The 11,833-nt window shown below is 66.0% G+C and carries 8 protein-coding genes and 1 pseudogene; 2 read left to right on the forward strand and 7 right to left on the reverse strand.

Translation table 11 applies throughout. The features are described from left to right. The first annotated feature begins 257 nt into the window (after positions 1-257). Positions 258-1,238, forward strand: a complete 981-nt coding sequence (locus ACFYMM_RS37860; RefSeq protein ID WP_388395652.1) for an AAA family ATPase — start codon at positions 258-260, stop codon at positions 1,236-1,238. Between the two features lie 79 nt (positions 1,239-1,317). Next, positions 1,318-3,861 (forward strand): S8 family peptidase, encoded by a 2,544-nt coding sequence (locus ACFYMM_RS37865; RefSeq protein ID WP_388395654.1) that lies wholly within the window; start codon positions 1,318-1,320, stop codon positions 3,859-3,861. A gap of 89 nt (positions 3,862-3,950) precedes the next feature. On the opposite strand, the gene dnaG is transcribed toward ACFYMM_RS37865, so the two are convergent. From dnaG to ACFYMM_RS37900, 7 genes and pseudogenes are all read right to left on the reverse strand, one after another. Then, the gene (dnaG, locus tag ACFYMM_RS37870; protein ID WP_388395671.1) at positions 3,951-5,810 is read right to left on the reverse strand and encodes a DNA primase; all 1,860 of its coding nucleotides are present in this window, start codon (positions 5,808-5,810) and stop codon (positions 3,951-3,953) included. A gap of 399 nt (positions 5,811-6,209) precedes the next feature. Further along, positions 6,210-6,650 (reverse strand): annotated as a pseudogene (locus ACFYMM_RS37875) (caspase family protein); the annotation flags it as partial. Continuing rightward, the gene (locus tag ACFYMM_RS37880; protein WP_388395656.1) at positions 6,640-6,993 is read right to left on the reverse strand and encodes a hypothetical protein; all 354 of its coding nucleotides are present in this window, start codon (positions 6,991-6,993) and stop codon (positions 6,640-6,642) included. The pseudogene ACFYMM_RS37875 and the gene ACFYMM_RS37880, both read right to left, overlap by 11 nt. 105 nt (positions 6,994-7,098) lie before the next feature. After that, on the reverse strand, positions 7,099-7,473 hold the full coding sequence (locus tag ACFYMM_RS37885) for a hypothetical protein (protein ID WP_388395659.1): 375 nt from the start codon (positions 7,471-7,473) through the stop codon (positions 7,099-7,101). A 146-nt stretch (positions 7,474-7,619) separates the two neighbouring features. Beyond that, a complete protein-coding gene (locus tag ACFYMM_RS37890) occupies positions 7,620-7,949 on the reverse strand; it encodes a hypothetical protein (protein WP_388395661.1) in 330 nt (109 codons plus the stop codon). A gap of 485 nt (positions 7,950-8,434) precedes the next feature. After that, the gene (locus ACFYMM_RS37895) at positions 8,435-9,151 is read right to left on the reverse strand and encodes a ParA family protein (RefSeq protein ID WP_388395663.1); all 717 of its coding nucleotides are present in this window, start codon (positions 9,149-9,151) and stop codon (positions 8,435-8,437) included. A 735-nt stretch (positions 9,152-9,886) separates the two neighbouring features. Further along, the gene (locus ACFYMM_RS37900; RefSeq protein WP_388395665.1) at positions 9,887-11,389 is read right to left on the reverse strand and encodes a transcriptional regulator; all 1,503 of its coding nucleotides are present in this window, start codon (positions 11,387-11,389) and stop codon (positions 9,887-9,889) included. Positions 11,390-11,833 lie beyond the last annotated feature (444 nt).

An 11,833-nucleotide genomic window follows, 5' to 3' on the forward strand; every position in this document is an offset into this window, starting at 1 on the left:
CAGCGCTGGAGCCAGTTCCGGATGCCGGATGCTGAGGGACGCCGTCGCGGGCTTTCATACGGAGCCGCTCGGCTGCTCTGCTTAGCGGAGGGCGAGGCGAGGGCTCTGCCTTGTGCTGCATGCGGTCGGGTGCGGCGTCTGTGGAGGGTGCTGGTTGGCGAGAATCACGATGTGGTCCACGTGTCGGAGCCTGACATGCTGACTGTCTGAGGTCCGCGTTACGGTGTCTGGACCTAAGAGCGAGGGAGGCGTGGACCGTGACGGCGAGCGCCGATCATCTCAAGGCGATGCTCAGTGCACATGCTGCTGGCGACGACGACCGGTTCTACAGTATTGCGCTGCAGGTGGCGGCGAAGTCTGCGCGCCAGGGTCATACTCGGCTGGCTGCCGAGCTCCGGGAGGTCATTGAGGCCTCACGTGCTGAGAAGGTCGGCCGCCAGCCCACGCCGACTCCTGTGGTGCAGCCGCGTGGTGAGCTGGCAAGTCTGCTCACTGCCGACTACCCCGGCACACAGCTGTCCGATATGACCCTTGCGGAGAGCACCCAGGCGGCTCTGGAGAAAGTGCTGCATGAACAGCGCCAGCGTGGCCGGCTGGAGCGCTTCGGCTTCGTTCCTGTGCACCGGCTGCTGCTGTCCGGTCCCCCGGGGACGGGCAAGAGTATGACTGCAGCCGCGCTGGCCCGTGAGCTTGGTCTTCCGCTGTTCACCATCCGGCTGGATGGTCTGATCAGCCGATTCATGGGGGAGACTGCCGCAAAGCTCCGTCTCGTCTTCGATGCCGCCGCGCAGACCCGAGCCGTGTACCTGTTCGACGAATTCGATGCGCTGGGAGCGGACCGCGCCAGCAGCAACGATGTCGGAGAGGCACGCCGTATCCTCAATTCCTTCCTTCTCTTTCTGGACCAGGCGCCTGCGGAGAGTCTGGTGGTGGCCGCGACCAATCACCGCCGCCTTCTCGACACGGCGCTCTTCCGCAGGTTCGATCTGGCGATCGTCTATGAACAGCCGTCGACTGGCCAGGCGATCGAAATTCTTCGACGGCGGCTCGCCGCGATGGACACATCAGAAGTAAAGTGGGCGGATCTCTCTGCTCTCACAGAGCAGCTGAGTCACGCTGAGCTGGTCAAGGCTGCTGAAGCGGCCGCCAAGCGGGCGATTCTCGGGGGGAGCGACGCGATCGATGCCGACCAGCTGAGGGACGCCCTCAACGAAAGGCACCTCCTGCGTCATGCCTGAGGGTTCCCCTCCGAGCGCTCCGCATCTCCTGGTTCCCTGGTCACCGAGAACCCTCACCCCACGGCCGCCCGGCCCTGCCGTGCAGCCCTCGAAGCTGGTGGACAGGTCTGCGGACCGAGCCGGACACGCGAGTCGGCTGAAGACCGGTGTCGAAGACGCGCAAAATGAGGCCCTCCTTCACCGGCAGTCGGTTGATGACCGCGAGCGGGCAGACGGCTTTGCGGTGACTCTTCAGGCTGCACCTGAGCACGAGCTGAAGCTGGACTCCCTCGACAAGTCCGGCCTCACGCTCATGAACGTCCATGAGGCGGATGAGCAGCGCCCTCAGGAAGCCGTCGTCTGGATCTCGGACGGAGCAGTCCCCACCCTGCTGAGAAAGATCGACCAGTTCGCCGTCGAAAACGGTCCCTCCGGCAGTCCCAGGAACGCTGCGCTCGTCGCCAACATCGAGCAGATCGAAGGAGCCACGGTCGCGAACCTGTGGCAGGAGAGGCTGCCGCTGCCCGACGAAGACGTCGACGTGTGGTGGGAGCTCTGGATCGACTCCAGGCTCAGCGAATCGGATGCGGTGGAGACCCTGCGGCGGCTGGCACAGGCCAACGGCTGGCAGATGGTGCAACGGACCATCGGAATCGCACAGTTCCAGGTCGCTCAGGTCCATACCAGCATCAGCGGACTGACTCATCTCCTGCGCACCAACGCCTGCCCGTCCGAGATCCGCAAGCCAACTTTCACCGAGGAACTCCACAGCCGCGAACTGCGAGACCTGCACCGCGACTTCGTCGCCGACCTGGTGAGCAGGATCCGGCCCGCATCTGCCGGTGCTCCTGCAGTCACTCTGCTCGATACGGGCGTGGACCAAGAGCACCCCCTGCTGCGGCCTGTACTCATCGCTGCTCACAGCGTCATGAGTCAGGAAGGGCCGGACGATAACCATCCCCAGGGCCATGGCACCAGGATGGCCGGTCTCACCGCGTTCGGAGACCTGGAGAGCGCGCTTGCGTCCCTCGCCCCGGTTCAGCTCGACCACCACGTGGAGACGGTCAAAATCCTCCCACGCAGGCAACTCGACATCCCCCGTCCGCACGGTGAGGTGACCGCGACGGCCGTCGCCACCGCGGAAACAGCCGATCTGGAGAATCCGCGTACACGGGTCTTCGGTATGGCGGTGACTGCCGAGTCCGGTCCGGACAGCAACGGCACCGACGGAACAGCCACCCTGTGGTCGGCATCGGTGGACGCTCTCGCTGCCGGCACCGACATCACCGTCACCGACGACCGGATCGATCTGCTGGGCCCTCCCGAGCCCACCCAATCGCGTCTCCTGGTCATCTCGGCCGGCAATGTCCGCGACCACCGTGCCACTGACCTCGTCGCGGCCGACGGGAGTTCCACCCACCTGGACCTGTGCGACACCTCCCGCATCGAAGACCCCGCCCAGGCGTGGAACGCTCTGACCGTCGGCGCCCACACCGAGATCGATCACGTACCCACCCATAAGGACTATGCCGGCTACCGCGCCGTTGCGGCCCCAGGAACCTTGTCACCGCACAGCCGCACGTCCGTGCTGTTCAAGGAGGCCGCAGCCTGCAAGCCCGACATCGTTATGGAAGGAGGCAACCTCCTCGTCGACAAGGAAGTCACCAGAGTCGACGGCCATGAAGCGAGTTCACTGACCACCACGGCCCGATCGCACCTCGGCCAGCTCCTCACCACCATCGACGCCACGAGCGCGGCGACCGCCCAAGCCGCCCGCCTGGCGGCCCTGGCGCATGCCCGCTATCCGAACCTGCGGGCAGAAACGGTCCGAGGCCTGCTCGTCCATGAGGCCCAGTGGACGGATGCCATGACCGAAGGCGTCTTCAACCGCAACGGACGCCGCAAGATCTCGGCAGGGCAGTTCACACGTACGGTGCTGCGACGCTACGGCTGGGGCGTCCCCACCGAGGAGCGGGTGCTGGCCAGCACCGCAAGCGCGGTAACCATGATCATCCAGGGTTCCCTGGTGCCTTTCGTCCGTGACGGGCGCGACATCCGCCTCGGCGAGCTCAAACTGCACGAACTGCCCTGGCCCCGCGAACAACTTCTCGGCCTCGACGCCACCGAAGTCCGCCTGCGGGTGACCCTCTCCTACTTCATCGAGCCCAACCCAGGCCGTAGAGGCATGCTCGGACAGCACACCTATGCATCCCACCGGCTCCGCTTCGCGCTCAAGGGCCCTTACGAAACCACCCGGCAATTCGAAGGCCGCATCGCACAAGCCGCACAGGCCGAGGACGACGCGCGCACCACGATCCGGCCCTTCGACAGCGATCGCAACTGGCTCGTCGGCCCGACCAACCGAGAGCGCGGCTGCCTGCACGCAGACATCTGGCGAGGAACTGCCCGCGAACTCGCCGACTGCGGCGTGCTCGCCGTCTATCCCGCCGGTGGCTGGTGGAAGTACAACAACAGCGCTGACCGAGTCGGGCGCCCCGTGACGTACGGCCTGCTCGTGTCACTGACCACACCCGAAGTCACCGCCGACCTCTACACACCCACCGCCATCCAGCTCGGCGTCCCCGTACCAACAGAGATCACCAGCGCCGTTGAAACCCCTATCATCGATTCGCGACTCTTCTAAAGGGTGTTGCATAAGATGCTGGGACGTTTCCCACGTTCTATACGGCTGGAGTCAGCGGATACGGCCTCCGTCGATCCCGGAGCGGTTCATCAGAGTGCTTTTGCTCCCAATTCCCGCAGCGCCTGGTCGTACTTGTAGAGCGTCCACAACTCGTTTTGCATATGGGTTAGATGGGCAGGACTGTCCGTCGAGCTGGTAACAGCCAACGCGCCGAGAAGCTCCTGGATGCGTCGGGCTACGGAGCGCCGTCTGACTGCCACTAGAATGTTTCCAGCATAGGTTTCGTTGACAGTTTTGGACATGATGGTCTCGCCGCACAGCTCGGTAATGAGAGCACGGGCGGCATGGTTCGGGGCGGCTTCGCGGATGAGATGCAGATACTGGGACTGCTCCTGAACTCCATACTCGGCTCCGCCAGCGTCCAAGATCGCCTGGCGTATGATCGCGTACGCCCGGGCGGTGAACTCGTCGACGCCGTAGGCATCGAACGCCGGCGACACCAATTCGGGTCGCTGCAGCGACAGTTTGAGTAGTTCCCGCTCAGTTTTTGCTATAGGATTTCGAAGATCAACAGCAAGTGTGGGCTCCGTGCCGTCCTGTCGGCGCTGCCCCGAGTTGCCGGCAGGGTCTGAGTCCCGGCGGTCGGTGCGCGCCAGTTGTGCCACGCGACTGACCACGAATGCTGCGTCCTGGATGTTGAGCATGCCTGCGAGTTGGATGGCAATCTCGCGCCGCCAGGCGCTGTTCCTAATGCTGGCGACGAGGGGGGCGGCCTCATCGAGTGCGGCCGCGCGGCTGGTCGGAGTTTCCAGATCATGACGAAGGGTGATCTGGGTGAGCGCAAATTCATGTAGGGGCGTGCGGGGCTGGGCGAGGTCGGCAACGGCCTGATTGCCCTTGGCTATGCGCAGGGCGCTCGGGCTCAGGTTGTCAGGCGTTATGGCGATGTACATCTGGCCGATGAACTGGGAATCGTCCGTAATGGCACGTAGAGCCGCCTGTTGGCCGGACTCGATGTCTTCGAAGGCGAAAACGGCGCGTGCCAAGCCGTCGTCTGGAAGTAGACGGCGCAAGAGCTTGGCGTGGCCGCCGCTGAATAAGGTCCCGCAAGTGGCAACTGCAGTGGTCACACCGGCCAAGTGGCTGGCCATGACATCTGTGAAGTCTTCGACAAGAAACACACGGAGGGAACTAGCGATGTCTCTCTTGGCCAGGTCAATACCGAACAGAGCCTGGGACTTCTTGTAGATCGCGGTTTCAGGTGTATAAATGTACTTGGGACCATTATCCGCATCGTGGAGTTTGCGGGCTCCGAAACCGACGACCTCGCCGCCGATGTTGCGGATCGGCCACATCAGGCGACCGCGGAAGCGATCGATGGGGCCACGGCGGCCCTCGACGATCAGACCGGAGTGGTGCAGTTCTTTGTCGGTAAATCCGTGTTTGCGCAGATGACGCACTAGATGATCCCAGCCCTGAGGGCTGTAGCCTACGCCGAAATGAGCGGCCGCGGCTTTGTCGAATCCGCGATCGGCGAGAAACGTGCGCCCAATGCCAGCTTCTGGGAGCGTATTGAGCCTGGTTGTGTAGAAGTCGGCGGCGGCCTTGTGAGCTTCGATCATGCGGATTCGCTCGACGTGCTGCCGGTCGTGGTGGCCGCCGTCTTCACTGAGGGTGATTCCAGCAAGCGAGGCGAGACGGTCAACCGCCTCCCCGAAGGTCAGATGCTCCATCTGCATGAGAAAATTCAACGTGTCGCCGCCCGCCTGACACTTGAAGCAGTGATAGACCGACTTTTCGGAATTAACTCTAAAATAGCCATCATCCGTCGCGCAGAACGGGCAGGCGCCTCGGAGCTCCCGCCCGCCACCGCGTAGCGGGATATAAGTACCGATTACGCGGTGAATGGGCATGGCGGCCTTAAGTGCCTTGGTATCTCGCCGGGCAATAGATGGTCGAGATTCGAGGTCGAATGGCGGAGGACTGGACCGGCCCACGCCATTTTCTGCCGGTAGCCGATGGGGAGTTGCCGCGGTAGGAATGGCCGCATTGCGCGTAAAGGGTGTGCTACTGGCACTGTCATGGATTCGACGGCTCGGCAGCGGAAGCCCGCGGGCCCGCAATCGTTGGCGCATTGGCTCATAAAGATCCCCGAGCGTCAGGAATCGCGGACCGTCGGGAATCCCCTCACGGACCAGCTCGATGAGTTCACCGGTAAACGACGTACAGACGCCGCCTTGCTCTGCGAGGGGAACCACGTGTGCGGCGTCATCAGCGGCCGCCCAGGTGTATGTCCCGTGTACATCGGCGGCCAGGGACAGGTCAGTGCTCTCTGCGGAGAGCGTCTGGATCGCACGGCCGGAGTAACAACAGTCGAGAATGGAAATCTTGACCTGTGCCGGACTACTCAGCAGCGCGGTACGCACATGGGCGAAGGGTAAAGCCGTCAGATCGACATGCTCGGCGTCCGTCTCGGCCAGCGGCAGGAAAACGGTACCCTCCTCAGAGAGAGTGCCATGGCCGACGAAATAGAAGAGAAACAGGCCATCGGTGCGCTCCGCGAGTTTCCGAATCTGGACTGCGACATGTCGCCCATCCGCCGGATTGTCAATCACTGTCACTTGCTCGGGAGACCAGCCGCAAAGCGACGGATCAGTAAGGATTTCCTGCATGCGGCGAAGGCTGTTGGCGGCGGCAGGCACGGCGATGAACCGGGAATCCCGGTAATGTGACATTCCTATCAGGACGGCGCATCGATTCAGTCTTGCGGACTGTTCCTCAGGCTTCATCTAGTGTCTGCTTAATCAGGCGCAGCAGTTCCGCTTCGTCCAGAGGAGTAGTGCTGTTGCGGGTGATCTGCACAGACTTCTCGCCGACCGTCACACTGACGCTCTGCTCGGAACGCCTGCTACTCAGCCATGACCCCAGCGACGTCACAAACGCTGAGGCAACGCCACCAGAACCGATGGCGACGCTGATGAGTTCGAAAGCGCCACCCAGCTCCTGCTCCTGGGAAGCCATCCGCCTCGCACGCACCCGCCCCTGCAAGTGCCGGTCTCCACGCAGCCACTGTAGGAGCGACGTGAACTCCTCCACTGAGTCCGCACTGCCCAGACGTACTTCAACTTCCACGCGAAGTGTGCCCCCTCTGCCGCCTGTACGCCTGCCCGGGCGTAGCGCGTCAGTGGGAAGCGCGCATCCCCACTTCCCCGATGCGTCCGGGCTGTTCCTGCGGGGTCAGCCTAGCGGTCCTGTCTGATTGGAACCTTGTTTGCGCCGTGCAGTCGGGAACTCAGCCGCGGGCAACGACGTCTCCGCTTCCGGACGCAGGTCCGGCGGGTAGCCCTTGGCACGGAGGAGGGCGTCGAGGGCGAGGGTGACGATGTCGCCGTGGGGGATGCCGCTGTCGGCGTTGTATCGGCGGATGCGGCGCTGGAGCTGAAGGTCTTCGGGCACGGCGTAGTTGAGCTGTCCGCGGACGGTGTGGCGGCTATTGATGACTGCTTGTGTGTCAGGGTGCGGGGTGAACGGATCGTCGATGGGCTCGAATTGGGTTTCGAGCAGGTCGGCGAGTTCGCGCAGCAGGCGGGCGTGATGGGTATGGTCAGGCATGTATGGGTTGCTCCCGGATGCTACGACTACGCGAAAAGTGATCCGCCTAGTCGACTATTGGGCTAGTGGAATAGCCGGCAGTGGGGACGTGGACCCCACGGGACCACGTCCCCACTGCGCTGCATGGGAACCGTTGCTTCAGGACGTCAGAAGCCCCAAGTAGACAGCCACTCGTCCATTGCGACGGCGACGATGTCGCCGAGCGGCAGGTGGTCGAGCTCGTTGTCCAGCGCGAAGCGCTTGATGCGCTTCTTCAGCTTCAGCGCGGCTGGCACGGACGAGTCGAGGGACTCACGGGTGATGATGCGTTGGTTGAGGACGACCGCGGCATCTGGGATGTCCTCGGGCCGGCCCGGTCCCTGTGTCCATGGCACGTCCTCGCTGGGCCCTTCCGGCGCCTGAGGCCTGTGGCTGTGCTCTGGTGTCGGTTCCTTGGCCTGGACGGGGAAAGCCCCACCGGCGACGACAGGTGCCATCGCGTGGACCACTATCTCCGCGGCCGCTACAGGACTCGGGACAGCGGCGGCCGTGGCGACGATCTCATTCGCCGAGGAGTGCTCGCTGAGCGCAACGGGGTCAGTAGGGGGCATTTCCGTCTGCGCGGCGGGTACCGGTTCCCGTCCTGCAGTGGTGCCAACCGCCTGAGGCGAGGGACTCTCGACCGCCGCCGGTGCCGCTGCGCTCGGGGTGGACGCAGCTGACGAGTCCGCGGCAGCCGGAGACCCGTCGTGTTCCGTCCCGGCCTGCCCCGGGGCTGCTGCTGCGACGGGGGCGGACGCCAGCACAGGGTTTGCCCCAGACCCGCCTTCGGACGCCTGGGTGGTGGCCTGTTCGGCGGCGTACTGCTCGGGGGTGAGCTCGGCGGCCAGGGGAGGGGGCGGCGGGGCCGCCTTCCTGGCCCCGCCCAGGGTGCGACCGCCCGTACGGCGGGCCGGCGGCTTTGGCCTCTCGTTCTTCTCGCTCATGCCTCGGTCAGCTCCTTCATCAGGTTGGCGTACTCGCTCAGTTCGGTCGGGATCTCGCCGAAGGCCTCCATGTAGTGCACCCACGAGTGAACGACGGTGTCGGCGAGCGGGAACGGCTCGTCGCGGTCAGGGCCGATGCCCTCGCCCTCGGCGGGGTCGAGCAGCTGGTCCTTCGCGCGACCGGGCAGGCTGGTGCGGTCGTCGGCCTTGACCATGACGACGTGGGCGGTGACGTCGCGGGTGTTGCGGGCGGCGGCGCGCTCGGCCTCGTCGAAGGTGGCGACGAGCTTGCGGCGTTCGATCTTGGTGGGGGCGACCGGGACGAGCAGCAGGTTCGCCTCGGTGACAGCCTCGTGGAAGATGCGGGCGCTGCCGCCGCCGGCGTCGACCACGATCGCGCCGAATTCGGCGCGCTTGGTGCGGATGTACTCGGCGATGTCGTCGAACGGGTATCGCTCGATGACCAGGTTGGCGGGGATCTCGAAGCCGGCGGCCTGGGCGACCTTGAACCAGTCGTAGGCGGACTGGCTGGTGGCGTCCGCGTCCAGCAACAGCGTCGGCAGGTTGAGGACGACGGCGTAGTAGAGGGCGATGAACCAGGCTGAGGTGGTCTTGCCGGTGCCGCCCTTGAGCATGCCGACGACGATGACGAAGGCGTCCCAGGCGCGGGCTGTGGCTGCGGCCAGGGTCTTGTGTCGGGTGTTCTCGTTCACGTGTGCTTGATCTCCTGAGGGGGAAGGGGCGTTGTTTGGTGCGCGCGGTTCGGCGCGGGGGCTGACGATGGGGGTGCCCGTGCTGTCCTGTCGCGGCGGGAATGACGCACGGTCGTCTTCTTGATCTGCCAGGCGCTGCGGGGGACACCGGCGAGGGCGGGGGCGTTCCCGGGCGTTTGGTGGTGTCGTGGGCCGGTCCGTGGTGGTGCTGGGGCCGCATACGGGTGCCTGCGTGGTGCAGGAGCCGGTAGACGGTGGCGATGGAGTAGCTGTGCTCGCGGGCGAGTTCCGGGGCCGTGGCGCCGGCCTCGTACCGTGCCCGCAGGGACACCGCGACCTTGTACCGCTCGGCGGCCCGCGCTGCGGCACGCACCCGCAAGGTCTGCTGGGTGGTGCGCACGGTGCCGCCGGCCTCGATCAGCAGGCGCCGGGCACCGCGCCTCGTCTCTCCCGCCGCTGCGGCCAGTTCGGTGAGGGTCGCGCCGTGCTGCTCATACAGGGTGCGCAGGCGGGCCGCGAGGCGCTGGCGGGCTTGTGGGTTCTGCCGCAGTCGGCGGGTCTGCCAGGAGGTGCGCATGACGGTCCCGGCGTCGTGCAGCCGGTTGAGGACCGTGCCGTAGGACAGCCCACTGACGGAGACGAGTTCGTCGACCGTGGCACCGGCCTCGTACTGCTGGCGCAGGGGCTCGGGCGTCACCGCCTCGTTGGCATCGGAGGTGGCCGGGGGCTCTGGGTTCATGCGGCGGACTCCCATTCGCTGAGGGCTTCGGCATGGGCGGCGGCCAGCTCGTCGTAACTGCGCTGGTCGGATGGGGTGATGAGGATCAGTCGGCCGTCGGTGGCGACCCGCCAGTCGGCGGCCGGACGACCGGTGACCGGGTCGAGGACGCGCCCGTCCGGGGCGTGCCACGTCGGTGGGATCTCGTCGGGGCGCGGCAGGGGTACCAGGACCTGACGGCCGTCGCGGACGATCACCACGGCCCTGCTGCGGTGCTCCGCAAACCGGTCCAGTGCCTGCTGGTAGGCCGCCCGCTGCGCCGTGTGCAGGGCCTTGCGCCGGGCCGCGATGCCCCAGGTGCCGTGTTGCTCGGCGACGTTGGCCCAGCCCTGTGCCGGCGTGTGGCCGTTGCCAGCGTCGTCCGGGAGGCGGATACCGAAGCCCTCCAGAGCTCGTGGTGCGAGGGTCCAGGTCTCTCCGGTGTGCTGAACGAGGCCGTGGTCGGCGAGGCGTTGCAGGGTCCGGTAGATGGTGGCGTGGGAGACCGAGGACGTACCGACGAGTTCGGCAGCGGTCTGGTGGGGGTGCTGGTGCAGGGCGCTGATGATCATGAGGGCGGCGCTGCCGAGGGCGTGGTGGGCGAAGGCGTCGTGGCCCATGAGTTGGCCGAGGACGGTGGAGTCGATGTTGGCCGTTGTGGCCGTCTCAGGGGTGGTCCACTCCTCAAGTGCCGGGTCGGGGGGGAACTGAGTGGACCGGAAACGAGACAGCAGAGCGTGGTCGCTGTGTCCGGGGATGGTGCCGTCGCCGAGGTACCAGGTGGAGCCCTCCCGGCCATGGCCCGCCCGCAGGCGCCGCAGCCAGCCCTGTGGCCGCAGGACCGTCTCGTAGGCGACCCGCAGGGTGGTGCGGGAGACCCCGGCTTCTTCGGCGGTCTGGCGCTCACTGGCGTGGTGCAGGGGTCCGCCCGTGGTCTCGGCGAAGTTCAGGTGCGCCCGCAGCACCCGCAGCGCGGTCCGTCCCCGCTCTCCGCGCCACGGTGTCGTTTCGATCCGGTCGCGCAGTGCGGCGAGGACCTCGTACGCCTCGTGCCGGGAACTCAGCGCGATGGTGGTGCTGATTGCGTCCGAGGCGCTGGCCCACACCCGGCGGATGTAGTCCAGGGCGCGAGGCTCCCCCGAACGCAGCGCGATGTTGCGGGTGTGCCGTCCGCCTTCGTGCTCGGGGTGCAGCAGGAGCTGCGTGAGCTGGTCGACGGTGCCGCCGGCACGGGCCACGTGGCAGGCGATGGCCGCGGTGATCCGATGCCCGTGCTCAGCTGCGCCCTGGCGGTCCGCGCGCAGGACCACGCTCCGGCGGTCGGAGCCGAGCCTGCTGTAGCTTTCCGCCGCGTAGCGGCCGGTGAGGTCGCCGAGCAGAACCAGGTCAGCCGCGGCCCGAGGCAGCCCGTGAAGACCCAGTCGCTCGCTCGGGTGAATTGGACGTTGGGGTGAGTCCGTCTGCTGGGTGTGGTGTGGCACTGTGGGGTCGTCTCGCAAGGACGTGGACGCCACCCAGGCCCGCTAAAACCACGGGTGGTGTCCGGACCGACCTCCAATCGGTGCCAAGCGAAGCCTCCAGGATTGCCGTCCTGGAGGCCTTCGTATGCCTGGCCCCGCCTCAGAGGCAGGCGTCCCCATCGCGGCTCGACCGAGAACGACTCGGAGTGCCGCCAGAGGAGTCCTGACCCGTTCGACACCGCCCCGACCTCGGCCGATTCGGGGCCAGACAGAGGGCGATTGCCTCTGGCTGGCTCCGAGCAGCTCGGGTCGAACCCGGGTCGAATCAGAGCGGTTTCCTCTGACTGCCTCCGATCGCCTCTGCAACCCGACCTAGTGCCGTATCAGGCAACGTTCGCCCTGTCATGAGACTTCGCACGGTTGCTACGCCGGGTGGTACGGGACAGCCACAATGATCACGTGGCT

Source organism: Streptomyces sp. NPDC006739 (assembly GCF_042869815.1).
Lineage (GTDB): Bacteria > Actinomycetota > Actinomycetes > Streptomycetales > Streptomycetaceae > Streptomyces.

Bases quoted from the DNA above. Each gene is read 5' to 3' on its own strand.
- ACFYMM_RS37885 (WP_388395659.1), bottom strand. From the start codon at position 7,473: ATGCCTGACCATACCCATCACGCCCGCCTGCTGCGCGAACTCGCCGAC.
- ACFYMM_RS37890 (WP_388395661.1), bottom strand. From the start codon at position 7,949: ATGGCACCTGTCGTCGCCGGTGGGGCTTTCCCCGTCCAGGCCAAGGAA.